We start from the raw sequence: 23,644 nt of genomic DNA, 5'->3' as shown, positions 1-23,644 counted from the left end.
TCGCTTCGGAGTGGTACTCCTGAAGAATCGGCGTGTTCGAGTAAAAAGAGTATCCCCGTGATCTGACTGACCGCCAGTGGTGCTTATCGGGATTGGGCACGGTCAAAGTGTTCCGATAGCGTGTTTAGCGGCTGCAGCACGTGAGAAAGAGCGACAACCTCTTGAGTGATCCATCGCACCGTGGCCGATGATTCTCCGGCGGAGCGTGTTCCGCGAGAGACCCCTCTGCTTGAGAAGCCGTATAGTGGGCAGACTTGACACCGCTCACTCCACTCCGTGATGCCCGCCATGCGTGAATACGCTCCCTCCGTCTTCAGGCGTTCAGCGCTGTGGCCAAGCTGCAGCGCCCTTCGGGCAATGTTGCTTGCGACGATCGCGTTTGTCGGCTCCGCCGATGCGAAAGAACTGCTGATTGGCCAAGCAAGCCCCGGAGAAGCACGGCTTCCGCTCGATCAGATCGAACACACCCCCTGGCATACGCTGCTGCAACGGTTTGTTGATTCTGAAGGGAGGGTCAATTACCGCTCCTGGCACGCCGACACCGGTGCTCGGGCCGCGCTGACGAGCTATCTAGAATCGTTGGGGCCCGTCGAGCTGGAAGCGGCGGCACCGATTGAAGCCGCGCTCGCCTACTGGATCAACGCCTACAACGCCCTCACGATCGAGGGCATCCTCCGCGAGTACCCGACCAGCAGCATCCGCAATCACACGGCCACCGTCTGGGGCTACAACCTGTGGAAGGACCTGAAGCTGCGTGTTGCCGATTCGACCGTCTCGCTCGATGACATCGAGCACCAGCGGCTCAGACCGCGGGGTGACCCCCGCATTCACTTCGCGATTGTCTGCGCTTCGATCGGCTGCCCACGGCTGCTGAACGAGGCTTATCGGCCGGAAACTTTGGAAGCACAACTCGAAATGAACGCTCGCCACTTTTTTGCCCAGTCCCAGAACTTTCAAATCGACCCCGCAAGCAACACGATCCATCTGAGCGCGATCCTGAAGTGGTACGGCGAAGACTTCGGCGCCACGCAAGATCAACGCTTGCGCAGGATCACACAATGGCTTCCGACCAACGCAGCGCGTTCACTGATGACCCAACCGAACGCGCGTGTCAGTTATCTCGAATACGACTGGCACCTTAACGAACAACCCTGACGGCTGCGGGACTGTCTTGCTGAAAGCCGCTCTTGGATTCGGCAAGCACGAGGGTTCAAGCGCAGGCCGCCAACAGCCCCGTCTGCCCCTCGTACTTGATCGTTCGCCTGACCTTCGTCCCGGATCTGCGATGGCTGATAAGCTCGCGAGAACGCCACCGGAAGACACCACCGCAGAAGCTGGTTCGCCCTCCACGGCGTCGCGATCGGCCTCTTCTCAAGGGTTAGCGAAGGCCGCTCTCTTGGGGTTGCTCGTCATGATTGTGGCCGGGGCTTACTGGAAGTTCGGCAACGCGGAGACGCTTGCTTGGCTCGCCGAGCAAGAAAGCACGCTGCGCAGCCTGCAAGCCAACCGACCCGGGCTGGTCTTCGGCCTCGCCTTTTTGGTGTACGTGACCGTGACGGGGCTTTCGTTGCCGGGGGCGGCGCTGATGACCTTGCTGATGGGGTGGGGCTTCGGCTGGGGCCCCGCCACGCTGCTGGTGAGCTTTGCGGCCACTGCCGGGGCCACAATCGCGTTCTTGCTGAGCCGCTACCTGTTCCGCGAGGCTGTGCAGCGACGGTTGAGCGACAAGCTTCAGGCGTTCGATCAAGCGCTCCAGCGAGAAGGGGCCTTCTATCTGTTCACCTTGCGGCTGATCCCGGCGGTGCCCTTCTTTGTGATCAACACCGTGATGGGGCTCACCAAAATCAAGGCCGCGACCTTTTGGTGGGTCAGTCAACTCGGCATGTTGCCGGGCACAGCGGTGTACTGCTACGCGGGCTCAAGAATCCCCGACTTACAGACGCTCACGCAGCAAGGTGCCGCAGCCGTTTTTTCACCTTCACAGCTGACTCAGATCGGCGTCGCTTTCACTTTGCTGGGGGTGTTCCCCCTGGCCGCTAAGAAAATGATCGGCTGGCTGCGGCCAACGCCCAGCTCCGCAACGAGCGATAACCCTTTTTAACCGAAGTTAGGCCACTCGCTATCCCGCCTGCTTCTTACTTGTACTTCTCTGCCACGCCCCCCTGCCCCGCCCTGAGCTTCAATGCCCACCTTTCCTGAGTTACTGCCCGCCACCGAAGCTAACCTGCGGCTGGAGGCGAATGTCGCTCCGCCCGACTGGAAGAATCCGCCCGCTGCGGATCGGTATCACTTGGTGGTTCTCGGGGCCGGTACGGCGGGACTCGTCACCGCAGCGGCCGCCGCCGGGCTCGGTGCCAGGGTAGCGCTGATCGAGCGCCGTCTGATGGGAGGCGATTGCCTCAACGTCGGATGCGTTCCCTCGAAGGGGGTTATCGCCGCGGCGCGGGCGGCAGCGGCCGTTCGCGATGCCAACCGGTTTGGTGTCCACGTCGCCGGGGGCTACCAGGTCGATTTTTCCGCCGCGATGGAACGGATGCGTCGCCTCCGGGCTGACATCAGCCCCCACGACTCGGCAGAGCGCTTCACGCTAAAAGGGGTCGATGTCTTCCGCGGTGAGGGCCACTTTGCCGGCGACAATACCCTCGCCGTAACGGGAATGGCGGGCAGCGCGGTGCTGCGTTACCGCCGCGCGGTGATTGCCACCGGGGGCCGGGCCGCGGCACCGCCGATCCCGGGCCTTGATTCGATCGAATATCTCACCAACGAAACCGTCTTTTCCTTAACGGAGCTGCCCGAATCACTGGCCGTCGTTGGGGGGGGACCCATCGGATGCGAGCTGGCTCAGGCGTTCGCGCGGCTCGGCAGTCGCGTCACGTTGTTCACGGACGACAAGGGGATCTTCCCCCGTGACGATGCGGATGCCGCTCCGCTATTAGCCGCGTCGCTAGAGCGCGACGGAGTTCAGCTGCTTGGCGGGGGGACAGAATTGTCGGTGGCAGCGGGCCCGCACAGCAGGGTTATCGTCAGCAGCCCCCACGGTCAAATCATCGCACAACGTCTGCTAATCGCGGTTGGGCGCGCGCCGAATGTCGAAGGCTTGGGACTGGACGTCGCGGGGGTTGAAGTTGACCCTCGACGAGGGATCCGGGTGAACGACCGACTGCAAACCACCAACGCACACATCTACGCCGCGGGCGACGTCTGTTCTCCCGCCAAGTTTACGCATGCCGCCGATTTTCAGGCACGCCTTGTTGTGCGTAATGCGCTCATGCCATGGCCCGCCAACCGTGGTAAGGCGTCGTCGCTGGTGATCCCCTGGTGTACTTATACCTCGCCCGAGGTAGCGGGGGTCGGCCTGACCGAGCAGCAGGCCCGTGGACGGGGTGTGCCGGTCGATACCTACCGAATCGATCTACGCGAGATCGATCGCTCGTTGCTTGAAGGAGAGACCGAGGGATTCGTCAAGCTGATTACCAGCGCCGGGACCGACAAGATCGTCGGTGCGACGATCGTGGCGCCCAATGCGGGAGACATGATCGGCGAGGTTTCATTGGCGATGACCCACGGAATTGGCCTGGGCAAGATCGCCGGAGCGATTCACCCTTATCCAACCGTCGGCGAAGCGATCCGCAAGCTCGGCGACCAGTACAACCGCACGAAGCTGACCTCGACAGCGCAGTGGGTTCTCGCAAAATGGTTCGCTTGGACCAAGTAACGGTCCCGCGGCTAGCCGCGGGACACACGCTTGATGCCGCCGTCAATCCTTCCCGAACCATCGCAAATCCAAGAGCGCTCGATGAAAGCTTCTGATCTGTTTGTCCGCGCGCTTGAGGCAGAGGGCGTTGAGTATCTCTTCGGCATCCCCGGAGAAGAGAACCTCGACCTACTCGATTCGCTCTCACGATCGAACATCCGCCTTGTGCTGACACGCCACGAGCAAGCGGCTGGTTTCATGGCAGCAACCTATGGTCGGCTGACCGGAAAAGCGGGCGTGTGCCTCTCGACACTGGGACCGGGAGCAACCAACTTCGTGACGGCCGCGGCCTACGCGCAGCTGGGAGCCATGCCGATGCTGATGATCACCGGCCAAAAGCCCATCAAGTCGAGCAAGCAGGGCCATTTTCAGATCATCGACACGGTCGACATGATGCGACCCCTGACCAAGTACACCAAGCAGATTGTCTCGGGAGACAATATCCCGTCGCGCGTGCGAGAAGCGTTTCGTGTTGCCGAAGAGGAGCGCCCCGGGGCGGTCCACCTCGAGTTGCCCGAAGACATCGCAAAAGAAAAGACCGACGCGCCCGTTATGCCACGCAGCAAGGTCCGTCGCCCCAGCGCCGATGAGAAGTCGATCCAGCACGCGATCGAGTTGACCGAGACGGCCAAACGGCCGCTGCTGTTGATCGGGGCCGGTGCCAACCGTCGGCTCTCCAGCCGCATGCTGCAACGCTTCGTCCACCAAACGGGGATCCCCTTCTTTACGACGCAGATGGGTAAAGGAGTGATCGACGATGATAGCGAATTGTGTCTCGGCACGGCTGCGCTCTCGGCGGGCGACTTTCTGCACCGCGCGATCGACGCGGCGGATCTGATTATTAACGTGGGCCATGACGTCGTGGAAAAGCCGCCCTTCTTCATGACGCCAGGCGGCGTCAAGGTGATCCACGTTAACTTCACTTCAGCCGAAGTCGATCCGGTCTACTTCCCGCACGTTGAGGTTGTCGGAGATATCGCTAACAGCGTTTGGCGGCTGGGTAACGAGATCCGTCCGCAAAGCACATGGGATTTTTCCCGCTTCTTCGAGGTCAAGCAGGCGCTCGAAGCCAACCAAGCCGAACACGCCGCCGATGATCGATTCCCTCTCACGCCAGCCCGCTTGGTTTCCGAGGTGCAGACCATAACGCCCTCGGACGGCGTTCTGTCGCTCGACAACGGCATGTACAAGATCTGGTTTGCACGCAACTACAAGGCGCACGAACCCAACACGCTGCTGCTGGACAACGCGCTGGCCACCATGGGTGCGGGGCTGCCTGCCGCTATCGCCGCGCAGATCGTTCACCCCGAGCGATTCGTAATGGCCATCTGCGGTGACGGGGGATTCTTGATGAACGAGCAAGACCTCGAAACCGCGGTCCGTCTGAAACTCAATCTGAACGTGCTCATTCTCAACGACTCGGGATACGGCATGATCAAGTGGAAGCAAACCGCTGAGGGCTACACTGATTACGGCCTCGACTTCACGAATCCCGACTTTGTGAAGCTCGCCGAAGCCTACGGGGCCCGCGGACACCGGATCGAATCGGCCGAAGACCTGCTTCCGACCCTCGAGCGCTGCCGCGATACACCGGGGGTCGATATAATCGACTGTCCGGTAGATTACTCGGTAAATATCGAGTTGCTGAACCAGCAGATCACGGAGCTGGCGGCTGCGTTGTAGCCGCAGCGTGCGGGTTGGCTTTCTCTCTGAGAATGCTGCCCCGCCCCACTCGTTCACTCTACTTCGATCGCTATCCTCCACCGCTTGCCGCGCAATTCGGCTTGAGGTCCTTCGGCGGAAGACTTCCATGCTTGCAGACTCGTACCCTTTCTACCTCGCCAACAAGCCCGAGGCCCCTAACACCGACCTGGAGGTAACCGACAAGTTCACGGGCGCGGTTGCCACGCGTGTTGCGATGGCGTCATCGGCCGACATCGAGCGGGGAATCGCTGCAGCGGTCAAGGCCACCGAGCCCATGCGGCTGATGCGGCCGTACGAACGTCAAGCGGTGCTGCAACACTGTGTGGATCGGTTTCGCGATCGGGCCGATGAACTGGCGATGAGCCTCTGTATCGAAGCGGGCAAGCCGATCAAGGACGCCCGGGGCGAGGTCGCGCGGTTGATCGATACGTTTCGCATTGCCGCCGAAGAAGCGGTCCGGATCGACGGAGAGATTCCCACACTCGAGATATCGGCCCGCGCACGTGGTTACCGGGGCTTTGTGCAGCGCGTGCCGATCGGGCCCTGTTCATTCATCTCGCCGTTTAACTTCCCGCTCAACCTGGCGGCCCACAAAGTCGCCCCGGCGATCGCGGCGGGCTGCCCGTTCGTGCTGAAGCCGGCCAGCCGAACGCCGATCGGTGCCATCGTCATTGGCGAGGTCCTTGCCGAAACCGACTTGCCAGCTGGAGCGTTCAGCATCCTGCCCTGTCATCGCGACGGAGCGGATCAGTTCACGACCGATGAGCGGCTGAAGCTGCTCTCGTTCACCGGCTCGCCGGCTGTGGGTTGGGACCTTAAAGCCCGCGCAGGGAAGAAGCCCGTGATCCTCGAACTCGGGGGCAACGCCGCTTGCGTTGTCGATGAAGACGCCGACCTGGATGACGCGGTCGGACGGCTGGTCATCGGGGCGTTCTACCAATCGGGCCAGAGCTGCATCGGCGTGCAGCGGATCTTGGTTCACGAGAAGATCTACGACGCCCTCAAAGAAAAGTTGATCGCGGCCACCAAGAAACTCATCGCCGGTGACCCCAAAAAAGAGGACACTTTCATCGGCCCGATGATCAGCGAAGGCGAGGCCAAACGCCTCGACGGATGGATCCAATCGGCTGTTGCCGCCGGAGGAAAAATCCTGTGCGGCGGTCACCGAGACGGGGCAATGCTTCAAGCAACGCTGCTGGAAGGCGTGCCTACCGATCAAGACCTTTGCACCGAAGAGGCTTTTGGTCCCGTCGCGTTGCTGAGCCCCTTCAAGTCTTACGACGCCGCGCTCAAGGAAGTCAACAACAGCAAATTCGGCCTACAAGCCGGCATCTTCACCCGCAACTGGGACAAGATCCAACAAGCGTGGGACACACTCGAGGTGGGCGGCGTTGTCATCGGCGACGTCCCCAGCTGGCGGGTCGACAACATGCCCTACGGCGGCGTGAAGGACTCAGGCCTGGGACGTGAAGGCATCCGCTACGCGATCGCCGACATGACCGAAGAGCGGCTGCTCGTCATCCGTACCAAACAATAGGCCTGGGTCAGCGAGCTAAACCCGCTGTTGGCGAGGACGCTTGCTGCGGAACCTAATAGCCAATCATTTGTTCACAATAATGATCGGACGGGTCGCGTAGTGCGCGGCCGGACGTCCGAACACGCTGCCATTGAAGTGCGTGCCATACATGCCCGAGAAGGGCGTGGCATTGGTGCGTGGACGGGCTTGTGAGTACCCGTACCACTCTTGGGCAGCGATCCGGCTGGCACGCTGCGCGCCCCGGCTTTGGGCCTTCTGCTGGATGATCTGGGTCGGAGTGGACGGTGCCACGCTCTGCTCATAGTCCCAGCCGGACTGCCGCTGCTCGGCCGGCACCGATTCTCCGTCGAGCGCCATGTCTTGAGCCGTGGCCAAGCTGCTAACGGTCAGCGCAAGCACAGCCAAGAGCAGTTGAGCGGAGTAGCGAACGTTCATCGTGACCGGTAGCTCCGGGAGGACCAGAGGGGGTGGACATGTCTAACACCGGCACGCCACGCAGTCCGACATCGACGCGTTGCGAGCACCCTCCCCAGGAAGCTCCCTTCCGGCGGCACAATCGGTGCCGGCCTCAACGCTCACCATCCGCAAGCCTGAAAGATGCCGCGATCGGCATCGCTTGACCATTCCCCCCGCATTTCGTACTTTCGGCTTTAGTGCGGTGGTGTCACCGGTCGATACATCCTGCACAACCGTCGCAGATAGTCTGTCATCGGCAAGCGTGGGGCGACATGCTCGGACGTTTACGACCAGATTTCTCGCGACAAAAACTGGCGCCGTAGCCAAATGGCTAAGGCATCGGATTGCAAATCCGACATCGGCGGTTCGATTCCGCCCGGCGCCTCTCGCTCGAACCCCGCGAAACCCCAGCGTTTCGCGGGGTTTTTTCGTTTCTTGGCTGCGGGGAGCGAGGGGGCGAATTGTCAGCAAGAGCCTCCGGTTTGCCCCAGTTTCCAGAATTTGGTGCAACCGTTGGTGCAACCGAATGAACAACGTTTGGGTTTGCTGTGCTTGCGGTTTGCCCTCGATCGTAAGAGCCGGTCGCTTCGCAGGGGTGCGGCTTATAAGGTGAGCCTTCTAGCGGCAATGCTGGCAGCACATTGAGTGCGCCAGCAACGTCGAGCACCCTCGGATCGGTGTAGACGTTCATCGTCAAATCGATCGACGAGTGCCGCATCGCTGCCTGAGCCGTACGGGGCGAGACCCCGCCCGCCGATAACAGCGAACCAAACGAATGGCGCAGGGCGTGAACGTCGAGAGTGCGTCCGCGGTCGTCTTGTTTTGCTATTCCAGCGACGGCGAGGTCGGCGTCGAAAATCTTGATTAGCTGCGGGGGTACAACAAAGAGGGGAGTCTGTGGCGTCAAGACTGCTGGCATACCTATAGCGGGTAAACGCACCATTTTGTCAGATCCGGTCTTGGCCGACTTCGTCGCTAGCAAGCCGCCGAGCCATGTCCGTAGGTCGTCAGCGAGGTCGGTACGCAACGGCAGCTCAGCAGCTTCGCCGTTCTTGGCATTGGCTGCGTCAAGCACCAGTCGTGGTGGCTCGGCGTCGAGGATCGCATCGGCCACGGTCAGGCTAGCAAGCTCGCTGCGTCGCAGGCCGGTGAGGACAAGCGCCTTATAGGTCAATGCACGGCCGCGGCCACGGCGTTCTAGCTTGGCGATCGTCTGCGGACGGTCGGCCAGTCGTTCCCTTGCCCGTTCAACTGCGGCGGGCAGGTCGGCCAGTGTGAGCGGAGCAAGAGTCCAGGTGTCGCGTTTACCGCGGCGCTCTGTCCGGGGCTTAGCTACGGTAAGGCGGCCCCGTTCGGCGAGTGGTCTCCAAGTGGTGACGTAGATCAACCGCTGCAGTTCTACCGGTAGCATTGATCGCCGACGTCTTCGTCGGTCACATGATTCGTTGACCTTGGCGATGCTCCGAGTCGGATCAGCCAACAGTCGCCCTTTCTCGACGCACCAGCGGCAGAATCCGCGCACTGCTTGCAGGTAGCTGTTGCGTGTTCGCGGCGCTAATCCTTCAACCGATCGATCGCGGAGCCACCGCTCGACTGGTCCAGCGGTAACGTCACGCAGGAGTATCATGCTGCAATCGTCAAAGACTCTGCTCGTTAGTCGTTGACAGTCGGCGATATGTTTCACGCTGCGTCCGCGGTCCCTCAATTCGCTAGTGTAGTCGGATATCGACTTGGTGATCGGAGTCGGCAGCCAGTCACGCACGACGTCGTCGGCGGCCGTGACGACGCCGGCGCGGACCTTCTCGGCCCGTTCCACAAGGTCGCGGAGCACAGCGAGCGCGGCGTCTTTGCTACGGCAGCCGGTAGAGACTTCGCGGACGACGCCCGAGCCGTCGCGGTATTTGGCGATGTACGTTGCCGACTCGACGCTAACCCGCAGCGTCCCGTCGCGCCCTTCGATGACGGTGCCCGTGCGGCGCTCGCCCTTCCGATCTCGCCAGCGGGCGAGCTGTCGGCCCTTACGGGTGAGTAGCTCGGCGCCCTCGGGGAGCGGGCGGGTGACAGTTTTGCGGTAGACGGTTGCCATAGCTCACTACTTCTTTGATAGGTAATTGCTGCGAATCGCCTTCATCGGTACGACAGAGCCGCCATCGACCGCAGTCTGCCAGAACGTCCAGCCGTCGGTCGCAAGATGGCCACCGCCCCCGTAGACGCTCTTCGCCGCCGCTCCTGCAGCAGATAGCGATTCGTACTCTGCACCATCGAACTTGACCTTTCCAGCTTTCGTTATCGTTGCGGAAATATCTGCGCCACGGTATCGAGCCAAGAGTTCTTGCCCCGCAGCGACATAGCCGTGCTCCATCAACACGCTCAACTGTTGACGCTTCTGCACTCCCATGTCTATCAGTTGACCACTAGCCGAGCGCGGCCGCTTCGGCGTTTGCCGCGACGGCTTACGTCTCGCCTTCGCGGGCGGCTTACGCTTTAGCGGTGAGTCTGGCGAGTCGGTAGGGGCAACGGGAAAACTGACGGTCACTTCAGCGCGCCGCAGGCTCGCCCTAATATCCTTGTTGGCAAGATTGGGTAGCCGCTTGCTCAATATTCTCATCAGTGCGGCGTCACCGCCATCGAGCAGAAGCTCATCAATAGCGGATCGCACTTGCTTATCGATAAAAAAGGCGTTCCACAAACTGTCAATCTCGTTTCCTTGCATTCGGTCGCGGGACAAGAGACAGAGCGTCGCTGCGGCGTCCTCGATCGAGTCAGTTATCTTGACGCTCCTGAATAACTTCTCTTCAACAGGTACTGCGGCGTGAGTGTTGTACAGCCGATACTCGTTGCCATCGGTCAGCGCTACCCAACGTACGCCAGCAACACCGGCATATCCCATAAATTGACTAGCCCACTTACGGTCATCGAGGTTCTGGCCCAACGCCTTAGCCTCAACAAACAAGCATGGTGTACGCAGTAGCATCAGCGCGTAATCCACCGGCTTATCCTGCTTCCGCGGCTTGTATTCGCGCTGAACGTCTTCGAGGTCTTCAACGTCCCAGCCAAGAGTTCGCAAGATCGGCTGAATCAGCGTCGCCTTGGTGTCTTGCTCATTGATTCCTTTGACACCGTACTTTTCGATACGCTGCTTGACCTTCCGAATCTCGTCGACTAGTTCACCCACTTCGCATCCTCAATACGGAGAAGAGCCAGTTGATAGAACGCCGCCAGGCGGTCCGCCAGGTCGAGCCGCAGCGATCGCTTGCCCTCGGCGAACGCCATCAGACTCGTGCGGGTTAGACCCGTGAGCTTCGCCACTTGGTTGTAGCTACGCGGGTCGTTCAGGAGAGCGTCGCGCAACGCTTCGGTCATCGTCAGGAAATGTCGCCCAGGCATGTCACAATTAGGACAACCGGCGCGGCTCAAGTCAACGCCGGCGGGTTGGTTTCTTGCGTTTGGGCGGCACATACCCATAGAACCAGCCGCGGAAGCCGCAGGCGGCTCAGCGGTAGCCCGGGCGTTTTGGGTCGGTGGCCAATTTCCAGACGGCCGGGTCGCGGTGGTCAGGGGGGCAGCGCGGCGGCGGGTCGATGCCCGAACGCCGTTGCTGAGGGTTAGTGGTTTGTTCCCTAGGCGCCGCAGGCCGGTTAGGATCGCGGGCGTGGGGGCGGCTCTTTTTGGTGCGTGACGCTTCGTTGCGCAGCAACTTCAGAAGCGCTCACGCCTTCTGGTTTTCTGGTTCATGGGGCGCGGGTGGTACTAGCAATAGGGCGCAGGTGGTACTTGGCTAAGGCTCACTTGTGGTACTTGGGCCGCTGGTGGGCTTCGGCCGCTTGGGCGTGGCGTGAAGGCGGTACGTCGAGGGGCCGCGCCGCCAGCCACCCTGTCGCACTACGGTTAGCAGCCGCGCCGACTCCAACCGCCGCAGCGCTCGCGTCACCGTCTTGCGATTGACGCCGACGCACTCGGCGACCCGTTGGTGCGAGACGGTCGCTAGCCCGTCGGGCTTCGTTTCGCGATAGAGAACCCACCAGCACGCCTGCGCCGTAGTGTCCACCAACCGGGCGCCCGTATCGACGAACCGGTTGAGCGTGGCGAAGCGCCCTGCGGCCTTCTTTTTGGCGACGGATTGCGCCGCATTGCGGGGCAGATCTGAACACTGTGATTGCGGGCGCGGCGTCGGCGGCGTCATTGGCGGCAGCACGTCGCAGCCTCGTGGCGGTTGGCGATCATTCATGCGGCGCCCTCCGTCGCGTTCCACAGCTCACCGAGCGATTCAACCGCCCCACCGCCGGCGAAGTCGCCTTGCGTCTCGAACCGTTGCAACGAGCCGTCGAACTGCAGCCGCAGGTCGATCAGCTCCCCGTGGCGGTTCTTGAGGCAACGCAGATCGGCCACGTGGGGCCCGCTGCCGCGGCTGAGCATGTAGGCGCTGTCGCAGCCGAACTCAAGCTCACTCGATTCGCGGAAGCTGGCCAGCCCGAGCCCCTCGGCGGCGTAGCTGCTGCGGCCTTTGGCGTCTTTCGTCCGCCCAACGGCTGCTAGGGCGAGCACGCCGACCCCTGCGCCGGCGAACCGCCGCAGGTAGTCCATCAGCAAGTTGACGGCATTGCGTTTGTCGGCGTGAGGACCAGCGTCGATGCGCTGCGCGTAGTCGAGCACCAGCAGGTTGGCGCCGAAGTCGTCGGCGGCCGTGGCGATCGACGGCAGATCAAACGGCGGCGTCAGGAACGCCAGCCGGTCGGCGACCGCCTCGACGGCGTCGATGCCGAACGCCAGCCGCTCGCCGTGCAGCTCGTCGAACCCCCGGTCGCGAACCGTGGCGAGCGGGATGCCCGACAGCCTCGCCAACTGGCGATCGAGCAGGACGGCGGGCGTTGTCTCGACGTTCACCACCAGACCCCGCAGGTCGGGCGACAGCCGCAGGGCGTCGAGCGTCCATTGCATGGCCAGGGCGGTTTTGCCGGCCCCCGGCGCGCCGCCGAGCAGCACCACCAGCCCTGGCCCCAGCTCGATCGGGTCGAACACGGCCGGTCCGACCGGCCAACGCGGCGGCCGCTCACCGGTCATCAGGTCGTCGCGCCAGGTGCCGAGCAGGTTGCCGGCGGTTTCGTAGCGGTTGCTCATTGCTTGACGCCCTCCACTCCGCACTTGATTTGCCGCGCCACTTCCGACGGCGGCAGGCCCGAATCGAGGGCGGACTCCGTCAGCAGCGCGGCGGCCAGCTCGTAGCTCGCCCCGAATTCCGCTAGGTTCGCCGCTGCCGAGTAGAGCAGCCGGTGGCGGTCCCCTTCGCTGGCGCCGTTGCGGATGAAGTCGAGCGTCCGGCGGTTGAGCGTCACGCCGGTCGCCGCGGCCCGCCGCTCGGCGCGGGCGTCGTCGTCCGCCTTCACCGCATCGGCGGCTTGGTTCCAATCGGCGAGCGCTTGGAAGTCGAGCGCGGGCGCCGTCGGCAGGTCAAACGGCTCGGGGGCCGCAGCCATTCGCTCGATGGCGTCGTGACGCAAGCCGAGCAGTTCGTCGAACGTGAGGCGGCGCTTGTAGCGGCCCGTCCTCTGGTGGCGGCTGTTTGGCGAGCGGAAGAGCCGCACACGATCGTAAACGCCCGAGTCGATTTGCAATCGCAGCCGCTCGGCGGTCGCTTCGGCGAACCGGCGCGCAACGCGGTGGAACCCCGCCGAGGGCGCGGGTGATCCGCACAGCGCCGTCGGCAGACCAACGTGGTAGCCCTTCGCGCCCGAGTAGAAAATCAGCAGGTCGTCGCCATCGATTCCATAGCGATCGATCAGCCCCGCACAGAGCCGCCTAGCGGCGTCGAGGGTGCGGCTCGGGTCGTCGGCGTCGTCGAGGTCGAACCACAGCCACAGCGCGCCACAGGGCCCACTGTAACCCTTCACGCTGCCGGTGTCGGCCAGGTGGTCGCGTAGTTCATCGCCGAACGTGAACGCCGACAAGTAGCTTTCGCGGTCATTCTCGGCCCGGGCTTCGCAGGCGGCGTGCCCGGCCAGGGCGGCTTGCCAAGTGACAAGCCGCCGCAGGCCGTGGCGCCCGCCGACAACACGAAACCCGTAGGGCGTCGCGTTGTTATGCGGCATCGGTTGCGTCCTCCTCTCCATACAGCGGAGCGTATGGATCCGCCTCGGGCGTCTCAATCCGCAGCACTTCAAATCGCTGGACCCGATTACGTTCCGTGCCGTCGTCGTCACGCCGCAGAGCAAGCCGGACTTTGCAGACGATTCCTATCGGGATCGCCCTCTCCAGCTGCGTCGGATCGGTGACGCCAAGCTTTGCCAGATCCCGCTTCGCTTGTGGGAGGGCTGCTCTTGTTAGCCATACATCATGCCAGAAAAGTCGATCAGCGTGGTCACCTTCGGCAACTCGGAACGTCAGCTTGTAGCTGGGCGTATCCTTTGAGCCGACCGTCGTCAATTCACCGTGCTGAATCGTCGCGACGTACTCACCGGTTGGTAGCGGCTCGAACTCGTCAGCCGCGACGGTCGATTGCCAATTCTTCGTAAAGTCGTCGCCGCCAAAGCCGCCGGCGGCTAAAATGTCAGTTAGCTTACCCACGGTTTGAATCCTCCGAGTTGAGGTTTGAATCGTCCAAATCGCCGTCTGGTAACGTGGGCGTTGTTTTGTTTATGAGGTTGTCGCGCACCGCTAAGAGCCGCGCTCGGGAAGAGATACCTCTGTCGCGATTAGCCCGCCTCCAGACCGCGACCGTGCCAAAATGGCGAGACGGTCGCTCGCTCACCGTGTAGCCGACTCGTTCGATGAGGCTTTGGGCTTTGAGTCCTCGGACGACTTGCCCACGCCAGCGGCCGCCGCTTGTAAAGCTGAACTCTCGTTCGACGGGGCTCGTTGCATCGTCGATTGTTGCCTTCCTGTCTGCAGACTGAAGCAGTGCGCACATCAACGCCATCTGTCCATTCACCACACGAAGGGACATCGGATCAATTTGCCGTGTGGCGTCGATACTCAGATCGCTATCGCCACTTCGGGGGGCGCGATCGACGGGCCAGTGGTCCCGAGGGCTGCGAAGGTCATCGGAATCTCTCTTCGTCCTGGTCATTTGGCGCCCCTTGCCCGCGACGGGCGGCAAGTCGGGCAACCGTCAGAATCCCAACGGTCGAGAGTGGTAACCGCCCACCTTACAAGACGCCCGAGCCGTACTGGCTGGGGAGCGCGGCCGGCGTCAACCAGCCTTCTCCAATGGGAAGGGGACACGCCGTAGCGAGACGCGCAGGTCTCAGCGTTCAGATACATAGGCGCGGAGTCGACCGCGTAAGCCATAGTAGTGGTAGCCATATTCGGCCTCCGGTTTCTGCTACTTGCCCGCCCCTCACAGGGCTAGTCATCAGCAAGCCGCTATAGAACGGAAACCGGATCGAGGCGGATCGTGGACGATCCGCCCAGGACTATTCGGGGGATACTGCTAATTGCTCGCAATTTGCAGTACGAGGATTCAGACCGGATTTCTGAATAAAATCCGGTCTAGTCCGGTTTGCGAGGTCGGCGACCTAAATCTCGGACGCTAACACAATCGATCCTCCGGACGGGCGACTCGCCCGAGGCTGATTCTTCTGCCCGCCGAAGTGTTTGCGAGCCGCCCGCAATTGCCGTTGCCAAGTGTCGCAGGATGGCAATTCGTAATCTGCAAGGGGGCCGACGAACAGCTCCGCGTCGCATTCGGCCAACCAATCGTAGGTCTCCCTGTCCGTCCTACCGAGCCCTATCTTCGCTTCCGCTAGTAAGTAGCTAGCCCAGGCCTTCTGCTGAGCGGGCTGCAAACTCACTGCATCTTCTGACTCATCCCGAGCGGATGTCACGGTCTGGCTGCTACCTCCGACCGGCTGAACTAGACCGACGTATCGGCAAGCTTCAGCGTCCTTGATATAGCTTCGTAGCTCGCCTAAACCCTTGGCCCAGCTTTTTACAGGAGCGAGACCACGTGACAATTCCAAGTACTGCCGGCTTGTGCTGGGATAGTTGAACGGCTTGCGATCGTCTTCAAAATAAGAGGGAGAGTACTTGAGTGGGTCAATCACTTTCCGTAAGAGGCGTTCACGCCAGTTTCTTGCTCCAAGACTATCCACCGCTCGAATCCATTCGGGAGACGCGGCTCGTAGACTATATTCAACTGAAGTGATCGCTGTTTCTAATTCAGAGTACTTTTCACGAAAGCAGAGGCAAGGTTCTGAAGATTCGCACTTCCTATAACCCATCCATTCCGGCGCTTTACCATTGAACAAAGCTTGGAAGGTTTGCTTAATTGGCTGTGGAAAATCGGGCTTGTTTAGATTCCTTTCTTCTGCGTACTCCTGGACGGAAAACATGGCTTCATCCAGCCGATAACGCCAATCTTTGCGATGGAGTATCTTTGGCACCCAGTTAGGCCAGCCACCCCGCCAGTTCGCATCGCCCTGTGGTGTAATGATTCCGTAAGTCCAAACGTCGCCCTCGTCATCGCTTGGAAACACGAAACCGCCAAAGTCAAAGTCCGCACTTAGGTGCCTCGAGTCTTCGTACAACGAAGCAAGAGCACTCGCGAGCGCGTTAAGAGAATCGGCTACCGTATTCGAAGCAGCTTGGTGCATCTCATCGATTGTAATAAGCGAGCGGTTTAGTAGGCAGTAGCGAGCACTGCATGAGGGCGGTAATGATTATCTTATTTGGCAGCTGCTCGTACGGGGAGTCCGGCAGGCTAGGAGCCTGGGAGAACCTTCAGAGACAAGCACGTCGATCAGATTACTCTGTTGCGCTCGGGTTGGTGCTGATGGTCGTCTTCCACTCGGCCAACTTACAAGACCACGACCGGGCGTGCTTCATGCTCTCGCGGATGAAGTAGCGTTTCAAGCGGCGGAAGGTCGTGTTTTCCGGCTCGGCTTAAGGACACAATAACCTAAGAGGATACCCCGTTGTGCTGGGGCGTAGACACCTTTCAACGGAGGTTGGACGTAGTGTTCCGAGCGGACCGGTCCCGAGCGCGGAGAGGCATTGGCAGGCTTGCCTCATCCGTTTGCGGCCGGGCTTGAAGTAGGCCACCGAAGAACAAAACCGCTGCCTTGAGTGCGACAAAAATCGTCGAACCACGACACGGCTCTGTTTCCAATAGCCTCGCGGCGGAAGCATGAACTTGCGATAAACTCACAGCTTGACTTCCTTGCGGCATGTTTCCTAGTCAGGATTTGCCGCCATGGAATGCTAAAACTGAGCAAGTAGCAATTGCTCCCCATCCTTTTCGACGAGTAGTTGACCATTAAGCCTAACTTTTTGATGGATCTCTTTTCCAACGACCACCACTTCGTCCATTTTCTTAAGTTCTGCTTGCGCTTTCGGGTGACCAGCGTCGAATTCCTGTACCACCTGCTATGAAGGTACGGGTTGGGTAAAGCCGCTGCCCTGCTGGAGCGGAGAAGGCTGCTGAGGCGTAGCCGAAGCAGCCTTCGGAGCGGAAGCGGGGCAGCGGGCCGCGAACTGTGCCGGGGTCAGGTACCCCAGGGAGCCATGCGGCCGGTGGTGGTTGTAATCCTCTCGCCACGCGGCCGTGAGCTTCCTCGCCGCGGCGAGCGACTCGAACTCCTCGACCGCCAAGAACTCGTCCCTCAGCCGGCTGTGGAAGCTCTCGGCGTAACCGTTCTGCCACGGGCTGGCCGGCTCGATGTAGAGCGTCCCCACGCCCAGCTGCCCTAGCCAACGACGGATCGCCTTCGCAGTGAACTCGCTCCCGTTGTCGCTGCGGATGTGCTCCGGCACGCCGTGCATCGCGAAGAGCTCCGCCAGCGTGTCGATCACGTCCTCGCTCGTGATGCTCCGGTCGCACTTCAGAGCCAGGCACTCGCGCGTGTGCTCGTCGATTATCGACAGCCACTTCAGCTGGCTCCCCCCCGTCGTCTTGTCGAACACGAAGTCCCAAGTCCACACGTGGTTGCGGTGCGCCGCCCGCCGCCGGTCGCAGCCGTTCTCCGCCAACCCCAATCGACGCCGTTTCCGCTTCTTCCCAGGCACTTTCAGGCCCTCCTTCCTCCAAAGACGCAAGATTCGCGACTCGCTCGCACCGAAGCCCTCGGACCGCAAGAGCGCCGCAACACGCCGGTAGCCGAACCGCGGCCGCCGACGCACCAGCTGCAGCATCCGCTTCACCAACCGTGGCTCGTCGCTCCGCGGCTTCGACTGGTATCGCTGACTTGATCGCGGCTGGCGGATCGCCTTGCACGCCCTCCGCTCGGAGAGACCCAACTGCTCTCGCACCCGGGTCACCGCCGCACGCTTCCGGGAAGGGCTCAGAAGTTTCCCTCGGCCACGATCCTCAGGGCTTGGATGTCTAGCGCCTGATTCGCAACCAACTGCTTCAAACGACGGTTCTCGTCTTCGAGCTTCTTCAGCCGGACCGCTTCCTCCGACTTCATGCCGCCGTACTGCTTCCGCCAACGGTCGAGCGTCGATTCGCTCACCTCCAGCGTCTGCAGCACCACGGCCTGATCCTTGCCCGCTGACAGCATCGCGTCCGCGTCGCGCAACTTCTTCACGATCTGCTCGGGCGTGTGCCGCTTCCTACGCTTCTGGCTCATCCTTCGGTCTCCTGGCCCTTCGGGCGGGTGAGACCTTCATAAAGACTGGATCAGGTTTTCGATAGCAGGCCACGGGATGGATCGCTCGAACCGACGTATCGCACTTTGAGCGCGTCGCTGTTGCGATTGGGCCTGGCGTAGCTTGGCGGCGATTGCGCCAGCTTGCCTAGGATCCCCGCTTCCCTGGCTTCTGAGAGATGCTATCTCCGAGTTTATGCCTGGCAAAGCAGCTTTCGCGTTGCTTAGCGTTTGGCCTCCTTGCGTGATGGTGCGCTTGAGGCTGTTAATCACCGTCGTGATTTTATCGGCGACTAAAGGTTGGTGCCGCTTCCCTTCCGTTGCATAGTAGATGCGCCATTCTAGGGCCAGCTGGCCTTCCCCCGATCTATGTGCCAGTCGCTATGAGAGAATCGGGATGATTAGATGGTAGTCCGTTGGGCAGCTGGAGCGGAGGGGCCTGCGAAGCCGTAGGCTGAGCAGGGCCCGGAGCGGAAGCGGCCCAACGGGCGGCGAACTCGGCCGGAGGGATGTGACCCAGCGAGCTGTGTGGCCGGTGGTGGTTGTAGTCCAGACGCCACCTATCGACGCACCAACGAGCATCCTCCAAGCCCAAGAACAGCTCGCGGTCCAGCAGCTCTTGGCGGAAGCGGCTGTTGAAGCTCTCGATGTAGCCGTTCTCCCACGGGCTCGCCTTGGCGACGAAGAGTGTCTTCACGCACGCCCGATCGAGCCAACGACGGATACTCTTGGCAACGAACTCGGAGCCATTATCCGAGCGGATGTGCTCGGGCGCTCCACGCACCGCGAACAGGTAACCCAGCACGTCCTGAACCTGCCGCGCCGTGAACGACCGCTGCACCTCGATCGCTAAACTCTCCCGAGTGAACTCGTCCAGCACGCACAGCATCCGCAGCTGGCGGCCTTCGAGAAGAGCTTGCAAAAAACGTCCCCCAAGCACGTCAAGCTCGTCATGTCGCGGGTGCGGCGGATCGTCCAAGACGCCAGCATGGAGTCGATCGTCGACATCGACATTGAATCGGTCGAAGAGGTGCTCCGCGAACGGCTCGCCACCGGCGAGCTCGGCTTTCGCACCTACAACCACTACGCCCAGGCGATCGACAGCTTCTGCAACTGGATGGTCCCCAAGCGGATGCCGCACAACCCGCTCCAGGGGCTGAAGAGGCTCAACGCCCAAGAAGATATCCGCCACCAACGGCGGGCGCTGCTCCCCGATGAGTTCGCGACCTTGGTGCAATCGGCACGGACGAGCGGCGTTTCGATCCAGTGTTTCGATGGCGAGCAGCGGGCCCGCATCTACATCATGTCGTACATGACCGGGCTGCGGCGGCGAGAGCTCGCGAGCCTGACGCCCGAGAGCTTTGACCTGGAGGGAACGCCCCCCACGCTGACGATCGACGCCGCCTGCTCCAAGCACCGCCGCAAGGACGTGCTGCCGCTGCACGCCGACCTCGCCCTGCGGCTACCGGAGTGGTGCGCAGGCCTAGCGCCCGACGAGAAGCTGTTCCCCAAGCTGGATCGCCGCCGGACTTGGTTGATGGTCAAGAAAGACCTGGAGCGGGCCGGTCTCCCGTACCGCGATAAGAAGGGGCGCGTGGCCGACTTTCACGCGGCCGGGCGGCACACCCATATCACCGAGCTGCTGCGGAACGGGGCGTCGGTGCCGGAGGCCAAGGAGCTGGCGAGGCACAGCGACGTTCGGATGACGATGAAGTACACGCACATCGGTTTAGCCGATCAGGCGAAGGCCATCGCGAAGCTCCCTGCCGGGAAAAGTTGGCTGCATATTGGCTGCATTTCGGGGCACGCTGATGGTCACAAGAAGGCATCTGGTGACACAACGCAGGCTGGGCAAGATACGCCGGAAGACGCCGTAAACCCTTGTAGAAAAGGGGTTTTGGCACAAAAAAACGCCGGCTGGCCTTGTTTGGCACAACCGGCGAAAAGTGGAGGCGGCGGGAATCGAACCGGGCTCGGATATCGAGCTAAGTCACGTAAGCCTATGCGATTGCGCTGAATGCAACCGGTGCTGCGCTGCAAATGCGCTGCTGGATTGTGGCCCAAATTGTCGCTGCGAGACATTGCGCGACAACAACTTCCAAAAACTCGTGCGGCAGTGGGAATTAGTTTCGCCGCCGGTGCGGCAAGCAATCTTGGCGATTGCCGGCGATGCTTTTGACGTCGCCAGATAGCTCCGGCGCCTCTCGTCGAGTTTGAGCCGTTGGCGGTTCCTGAAATGATTGACAAGCCCGCTTGGCTTGTGGCAACGTGCTCGTACAAGAGAAGAGAGCGCTCGATGCAACTGAAGAAGAACCTTGTACCCCTTAGAATCCGCTTTGCCAGATACAGCGAAGCGCGGCTTGCCAACAAGCAGCGATACTCGCCCAAGTTCCACTGGCTCGCGCCCAAGCCGAAGCGAAGTTCGCCCAAGCCTCAGCCAAAGCTAGAACCACGCGGCCCGTCACCTCGTGGTAAGCGGAAGGGCAAGCGATGAGTCGCAGGACGCCCAAGCCACGCTACGAAGCGGCCGTCTACCAAGACGACCCCGACGCGATCGCCACGGTGAGCGTCTTCGACCCCGATCGCAACTCGACGATCCCCGTCGAGATCGGCTTCTACTATCACGAGAAGACTGTGGGCAAGATCTACCTGCTAGGTGACGTGCGATCTCGCCAGCTGCTCTCAGAAGCCGACGCGATCGATCTCGTCCGATTCACAAAGTCCAGGCCCTCGGACGCGGCCCCAAAGCAGGACGTGAAGCCCGCCGCCAGTTACCGCCCGGTGGCGGGACCAACCCGTCAGTAGACCAAGACCCCTCTGGTGACCGGGTGTCTACTACTTAGGCCGATTATCCTGGTTTTCCAGGGCTTTGGCGGTAGCCCCTTGCGCCGTGCGGCGAATACGGGCTATAATCACCGCATGGGGTGCGGTGAATAGATGGCGTATATCCACGAACTGACCGGTTGGCCCGAGCTGACTTGGGACAGCGACTCGCTCGCTGCTCCACTGGCAAAGGTGCGCCATCAGCAGGGCCGCTTGCTTGGCAAGATGGAGACCCTCGGGTTCGATCTTCGGAGCGAAGCGAGCCTCGTCGTGCTGACCGCGGACGTGGTGAAGTCGTCCAAGATTGAAGGCGAAGCGCACGATCCGAACGAGGTCCGATCTTCGATCGCGAGAAGGCTGGGCCTCGACGTGGCGGGGCTTCCTCAGCCTAGTCGTAGCGTCGATGGCGTCGTCGAGATGATGCTCGACGCCACCCAGAAGTTCGATCAGGTGCTGACAAGGGAACGACTGTTCGGCTGGCACGCCTCGCTCTTCCCAACCGGGCACAGCGGGATCAACCGCATCGCCGTCGGGCAGTGGAGAAACGACGAGGACGGTCCGATGCAGGTCGTCTCGGGTCCCATCGGCAAGGAGAAGGTCCATTTCCAGGCTCCGGGCGCTACGCGACTGGAAGAGGAGATGGAACGCTTTCTTGCCTGGCTAAGAAAGCCAAGCGAAGTCGATCCCGTGTTGCTGGCGGGCCTTGCTCACTTTTGGTTCGTCACCATTTACCCGTTCGAGGATGGCAACGGGCGGATCGCCCGTGCGATCGCTGATATGGCGTTAGCGCGCGCCGATGGCACCAAGGATCGCTTCTACAGCATGTCGTCGCAGATCGAGGCGGAACGCAACGAGTACTACAACCAACTTGAGCGTGCCCAACGAGGCGAACTCGATGTGACAGGCTGGCTGTTATGGTTCGTTGACTGTCTCGACCGCGCTATCGAGAGCAGCAACGAACGCCTAGCCGGAGTGCTCAACAAGGCTCGCGTTTGGGAACGTCTCAACAACAAGACCGTCAACGAGCGTCAGCGCTTGGTCATCAACCGGATGCTCAACGGGTTCGAAGGTTTCCTCAGCACGTCGAAGTACGCCAAGCTCGCTAAGTGCTCAGCTGACACGGCGCTGCGAGATATTCGAGAGCAAGTAGCTCGGGGTGTCTTGATGAAGAACCCTGGCGGCGGCAGGAGCACCAGCTACCGGCTCGCGGGGCCTGAGAACATCTCCGACTGACGCCGTTTTGCACCACAATGTAAGCAGTAGGGTCTGTCGGCCGAGTTTATGGACCATACGCCATTGATTGCGGAGCTACACTTCAAGCTGGTCGAGGCCTTCCCTGATACGCCAAGCAGCCTTAGGGCCAGGCGTACCGATACCGGTCCCTCACTCCACCCCTGAGAGTAATCTCGTTGATGGGGGACGCCTCAGCACACGATTTCGCCCGAAACTCTGTCAACGAAAGAGAGGCCCGGATGAAGTTCCCAATGACGACGAGCGACGGCCGTCGCGTGCGACTGGCATCCGCTTATCTTGAACACTTCGGTGGCGGCCATCTGGAAGGTAATGTGGCCAGTATCGCGGATGCCGTCCTTCTAGAGCTTCCCAAGCGGGCTGCGAAACTCTTCGGTGATCACCGCGGGCTCTATGTTGAACCGCTCGGATTACCCGAGCCGCTATTCGCTGGCCTCAGCGACGGTCCCGTGGAGTTGCCCGTCGCCTTGTTCTTCTGCCTGTTGGAATCAGATCAGCTCGTCGCGGGCGGCGGCGACTATCCGGTCGAAGGCTCCTCCGTTGTCGCCGTTCTGTCGGCCGGTAGCATCTACGAACCGATCACCGACGTGATCGAGGGATGCCTTCCAGCGATCGATTGGCGGAAACACGCGACCGATTGGTGGTTTTAGGCCGATCTCTTGACGTCATCCCGTCTCGCGGCCATCGGCCAGTGTCTACCTGTCTTCGTAGCTCTCGCTCTCACTCCACCCGAAACACCTTCATCACCTCGTACCCGAGGTGATTGATCACCTTGACGGCAATGCGGCCGCTCTTCGGGCGATCGAAGGGGCGGCTGGTGTCGCTGTTGAGGGTGCTCCAGGCTTCCTCGTCGATCTCGGCCTTGAGCGTTGTCTTCATGGCCTTGTAGGGGTCGTTCTGGCCCAGAAAGTAAGCGTGCCTTACGAAGAAGCTCTCCTCGTTGTAGTCGTCGTCGATCATCCAGCAGGCGATGCCGTCGGCACTGTCGCTGCGGACCTCGCCGGTCGAGGGGTCGAAGACATCGACGCCGCGTACCTCGACGAAGAGCTGGCCCGCTTCGGTTGCTGAGGCACGCTCCTCGAAGGTGCGGAACCGGTCGAGCTGGGCCCGTTCGTCGGCGGTGTGTTTCTTCTTCGCCTCTAGCTCCGAAGCCTGTTCGCTGCGGCGGACCAGTTCCTCGCTGAGCTTCGGCGTGCTGCGGACGTAGAACTCGATGTCGGGCTCGCCGAAGATTGGTCTTCCCCCCTGAAACTGAGCCATGCTGAATGAGAGAATCCCGAGCTGGGCGGTCCCCCGGCATGGAGGTTCTTTGATGAAGCGAACGAAGCATTCGACGGAGCAGATCATCGAGAAGCTGCGTCAGGCGGACGTGGCACTTGGTAAGGGGCAGAAGGTTCCTGAGGTTTGCAAGACGCTCGATATCACCGAGCAGACGTACTACCGTTGGCGTCAGAAGTACGGGGGCATGGCCCCCGACCTGGCGAAGCAGCTGCGGGCGCTGGAGAAAGAGAACGCGCAGCTGAAGCGGCTGGTGGCCAA

The 23,644-nt window shown here is 61.4% G+C and carries 21 protein-coding genes, 1 tRNA gene and 2 pseudogenes; 12 read left to right on the top strand and 12 right to left on the bottom strand.

What is annotated here, in order from left to right; all coding sequences use genetic code 11:
• Window positions 1-357 precede the first annotated feature (357 nt).
• The 5 genes from Pla111_RS14270 (at window position 358) to Pla111_RS14250 (ending at window position 6,995) form a co-directional block, all read left to right on the top strand.
• Window positions 358-1,155 (top strand): DUF547 domain-containing protein, encoded by a 798-nt coding sequence (locus Pla111_RS14270; protein ID WP_197525044.1) that lies wholly within the window; start codon window positions 358-360, stop codon window positions 1,153-1,155.
• A gap of 130 nt (window positions 1,156-1,285) precedes the next feature.
• Window positions 1,286-2,101: a TVP38/TMEM64 family protein gene (locus Pla111_RS14265; protein WP_146575124.1), complete on the top strand. Its 816-nt coding sequence runs from the start codon at window positions 1,286-1,288 to the stop codon at window positions 2,099-2,101.
• Between the two features lie 81 nt (window positions 2,102-2,182).
• Window positions 2,183-3,715 (top strand): mercuric reductase, encoded by a 1,533-nt coding sequence (locus tag Pla111_RS14260; protein ID WP_146575123.1) that lies wholly within the window; start codon window positions 2,183-2,185, stop codon window positions 3,713-3,715.
• A gap of 81 nt (window positions 3,716-3,796) precedes the next feature.
• Complete coding sequence (locus Pla111_RS14255) at window positions 3,797-5,437, top strand: acetolactate synthase large subunit (RefSeq protein ID WP_146575122.1); 1,641 nt, start codon at window positions 3,797-3,799, stop codon at window positions 5,435-5,437.
• A 127-nt stretch (window positions 5,438-5,564) separates the two neighbouring features.
• Window positions 5,565-6,995, top strand: a complete 1,431-nt coding sequence (locus tag Pla111_RS14250) for an aldehyde dehydrogenase family protein (RefSeq protein WP_146575121.1) — start codon at window positions 5,565-5,567, stop codon at window positions 6,993-6,995.
• A gap of 63 nt (window positions 6,996-7,058) precedes the next feature.
• Here the strand turns inward: Pla111_RS14250 and Pla111_RS14245 are convergent, their stop codons facing one another.
• On the bottom strand, window positions 7,059-7,430 hold the full coding sequence (locus Pla111_RS14245) for a hypothetical protein (RefSeq protein WP_146575120.1): 372 nt from the start codon (window positions 7,428-7,430) through the stop codon (window positions 7,059-7,061).
• Between the two features lie 334 nt (window positions 7,431-7,764).
• Here Pla111_RS14245 and Pla111_RS14240 point away from each other — a divergent pair.
• Window positions 7,765-7,836 (top strand) — tRNA-Cys (locus Pla111_RS14240).
• A gap of 297 nt (window positions 7,837-8,133) precedes the next feature.
• Here Pla111_RS14240 and Pla111_RS17695 read toward each other — a convergent pair.
• Window positions 8,134-8,862 (bottom strand): annotated as a pseudogene (locus Pla111_RS17695) (site-specific integrase); the annotation flags it as partial.
• Between the two features lie 264 nt (window positions 8,863-9,126).
• Here Pla111_RS17695 and Pla111_RS17520 point away from each other — a divergent pair.
• Window positions 9,127-9,483, top strand: coding sequence for a hypothetical protein (locus tag Pla111_RS17520; protein ID WP_231931061.1), 357 nt, complete (start codon window positions 9,127-9,129; stop codon window positions 9,481-9,483).
• 60 nt (window positions 9,484-9,543) lie between these two features.
• On the opposite strand, the gene Pla111_RS14230 is transcribed toward Pla111_RS17520, so the two are convergent.
• From Pla111_RS14230 to Pla111_RS14190, 9 genes and pseudogenes are all read right to left on the bottom strand, one after another.
• Entirely contained in the window at window positions 9,544-10,626 is a 1,083-nt protein-coding gene (locus tag Pla111_RS14230) for a restriction system modified-DNA reader domain-containing protein (protein WP_146575119.1), read from the bottom strand.
• Window positions 10,614-10,838, bottom strand: coding sequence for a hypothetical protein (locus Pla111_RS14225; RefSeq protein WP_231931059.1), 225 nt, complete (start codon window positions 10,836-10,838; stop codon window positions 10,614-10,616). Before Pla111_RS14225 ends, Pla111_RS14230 begins: the two co-directional genes overlap by 13 nt.
• 391 nt (window positions 10,839-11,229) lie before the next feature.
• Complete coding sequence (locus Pla111_RS14220; protein WP_146575117.1) at window positions 11,230-11,679, bottom strand: winged helix-turn-helix domain-containing protein; 450 nt, start codon at window positions 11,677-11,679, stop codon at window positions 11,230-11,232.
• Window positions 11,676-12,569: a DnaB-like helicase C-terminal domain-containing protein gene (locus Pla111_RS14215; protein ID WP_146575116.1), complete on the bottom strand. Its 894-nt coding sequence runs from the start codon at window positions 12,567-12,569 to the stop codon at window positions 11,676-11,678. Before Pla111_RS14215 ends, Pla111_RS14220 begins: the two co-directional genes overlap by 4 nt.
• Window positions 12,566-13,537, bottom strand: coding sequence for a DNA primase (locus Pla111_RS14210; RefSeq protein WP_146575115.1), 972 nt, complete (start codon window positions 13,535-13,537; stop codon window positions 12,566-12,568). The genes Pla111_RS14215 and Pla111_RS14210 overlap by 4 nt, the downstream gene beginning before the upstream one ends.
• Window positions 13,527-14,012, bottom strand: coding sequence for a hypothetical protein (locus tag Pla111_RS14205; RefSeq protein WP_146575114.1), 486 nt, complete (start codon window positions 14,010-14,012; stop codon window positions 13,527-13,529). The genes Pla111_RS14210 and Pla111_RS14205 overlap by 11 nt, the downstream gene beginning before the upstream one ends.
• Before the next feature lie 950 nt (window positions 14,013-14,962).
• Window positions 14,963-16,039: a hypothetical protein gene (locus Pla111_RS14200; protein WP_146575113.1), complete on the bottom strand. Its 1,077-nt coding sequence runs from the start codon at window positions 16,037-16,039 to the stop codon at window positions 14,963-14,965.
• 883 nt (window positions 16,040-16,922) lie between these two features.
• Window positions 16,923-18,013 (bottom strand): annotated as a pseudogene (locus tag Pla111_RS14195) (IS3 family transposase); the annotation flags it as partial.
• 385 nt (window positions 18,014-18,398) lie between these two features.
• On the bottom strand, window positions 18,399-18,953 hold the full coding sequence (locus tag Pla111_RS14190) for an integrase core domain-containing protein (protein WP_146575112.1): 555 nt from the start codon (window positions 18,951-18,953) through the stop codon (window positions 18,399-18,401).
• Here Pla111_RS14190 and Pla111_RS14185 point away from each other — a divergent pair.
• The 4 genes from Pla111_RS14185 (at window position 18,948) to Pla111_RS14170 (ending at window position 22,755) form a co-directional block, all read left to right on the top strand.
• Window positions 18,948-20,048, top strand: a complete 1,101-nt coding sequence (locus Pla111_RS14185) for a tyrosine-type recombinase/integrase (RefSeq protein WP_146575111.1) — start codon at window positions 18,948-18,950, stop codon at window positions 20,046-20,048. The genes Pla111_RS14190 and Pla111_RS14185 overlap by 6 nt on opposite strands.
• A gap of 473 nt (window positions 20,049-20,521) precedes the next feature.
• Complete coding sequence (locus Pla111_RS14180) at window positions 20,522-20,836, top strand: hypothetical protein (RefSeq protein WP_146575110.1); 315 nt, start codon at window positions 20,522-20,524, stop codon at window positions 20,834-20,836.
• A gap of 132 nt (window positions 20,837-20,968) precedes the next feature.
• Entirely contained in the window at window positions 20,969-22,087 is a 1,119-nt protein-coding gene (locus Pla111_RS14175; protein ID WP_146575109.1) for a Fic family protein, read from the top strand.
• Window positions 22,088-22,326: 239 nt separating this feature from the next.
• Window positions 22,327-22,755, top strand: coding sequence for a hypothetical protein (locus tag Pla111_RS14170; RefSeq protein ID WP_146575108.1), 429 nt, complete (start codon window positions 22,327-22,329; stop codon window positions 22,753-22,755).
• A gap of 70 nt (window positions 22,756-22,825) precedes the next feature.
• Here the strand turns inward: Pla111_RS14170 and Pla111_RS17320 are convergent, their stop codons facing one another.
• Window positions 22,826-23,365 carry a hypothetical protein gene (locus Pla111_RS17320; RefSeq protein ID WP_197525043.1) on the bottom strand — a complete coding sequence of 180 codons (540 nt, stop codon included), beginning with the start codon at window positions 23,363-23,365 and terminating at the stop codon, window positions 22,826-22,828.
• Window positions 23,366-23,417: 52 nt separating this feature from the next.
• Between Pla111_RS17320 and Pla111_RS14160 the strand changes: the two genes are divergently transcribed.
• Window positions 23,418-23,644: transposase (locus Pla111_RS14160; RefSeq protein ID WP_197525042.1), on the top strand; the 227-nt coding region annotated here is incomplete at its 3' end.

It is taken from the genome of Botrimarina hoheduenensis, from assembly GCF_007859815.1.
In the GTDB taxonomy this organism is placed as follows: domain Bacteria; phylum Planctomycetota; class Planctomycetia; order Pirellulales; family Lacipirellulaceae; genus Botrimarina; species Botrimarina hoheduenensis.
Note: the sequence above shows the minus strand (reverse complement) of the source record. Positions and strands in the feature narration are given on the sequence as shown.

Excerpts from the sequence above, each read along its gene's own strand:
- Pla111_RS14175 (WP_146575109.1), top strand. The coding sequence starts at position 20,969 with ATGGCGTATATCCACGAACTGACCGGTTGGCCCGAGCTGACTTGGGAC.
- Pla111_RS14220 (WP_146575117.1), bottom strand. The coding sequence starts at position 11,679 with ATGAATGATCGCCAACCGCCACGAGGCTGCGACGTGCTGCCGCCAATG.
- Pla111_RS14180 (WP_146575110.1), top strand. The coding sequence starts at position 20,522 with ATGAGTCGCAGGACGCCCAAGCCACGCTACGAAGCGGCCGTCTACCAA.
- Pla111_RS14170 (WP_146575108.1), top strand. The coding sequence starts at position 22,327 with ATGAAGTTCCCAATGACGACGAGCGACGGCCGTCGCGTGCGACTGGCA.
- Pla111_RS14270 (WP_197525044.1), top strand. The coding sequence starts at position 358 with ATGTTGCTTGCGACGATCGCGTTTGTCGGCTCCGCCGATGCGAAAGAA.
- Pla111_RS14255 (WP_146575122.1), top strand. The coding sequence starts at position 3,797 with ATGAAAGCTTCTGATCTGTTTGTCCGCGCGCTTGAGGCAGAGGGCGTT.
- Pla111_RS14200 (WP_146575113.1), bottom strand. The coding sequence starts at position 16,039 with ATGCACCAAGCTGCTTCGAATACGGTAGCCGATTCTCTTAACGCGCTC.
- Pla111_RS14260 (WP_146575123.1), top strand. The coding sequence starts at position 2,183 with ATGCCCACCTTTCCTGAGTTACTGCCCGCCACCGAAGCTAACCTGCGG.
- Pla111_RS14265 (WP_146575124.1), top strand. The coding sequence starts at position 1,286 with ATGGCTGATAAGCTCGCGAGAACGCCACCGGAAGACACCACCGCAGAA.
- Pla111_RS17320 (WP_197525043.1), bottom strand. The coding sequence starts at position 23,365 with ATGGCTCAGTTTCAGGGGGGAAGACCAATCTTCGGCGAGCCCGACATC.
- Pla111_RS14250 (WP_146575121.1), top strand. The coding sequence starts at position 5,565 with ATGCTTGCAGACTCGTACCCTTTCTACCTCGCCAACAAGCCCGAGGCC.
- Pla111_RS14210 (WP_146575115.1), bottom strand. The coding sequence starts at position 13,537 with ATGCCGCATAACAACGCGACGCCCTACGGGTTTCGTGTTGTCGGCGGG.
- Pla111_RS14245 (WP_146575120.1), bottom strand. The coding sequence starts at position 7,430 with ATGAACGTTCGCTACTCCGCTCAACTGCTCTTGGCTGTGCTTGCGCTG.
- Pla111_RS14215 (WP_146575116.1), bottom strand. The coding sequence starts at position 12,569 with ATGAGCAACCGCTACGAAACCGCCGGCAACCTGCTCGGCACCTGGCGC.
- Pla111_RS14225 (WP_231931059.1), bottom strand. The coding sequence starts at position 10,838 with ATGCCTGGGCGACATTTCCTGACGATGACCGAAGCGTTGCGCGACGCT.
- Pla111_RS17520 (WP_231931061.1), top strand. The coding sequence starts at position 9,127 with ATGTTTCACGCTGCGTCCGCGGTCCCTCAATTCGCTAGTGTAGTCGGA.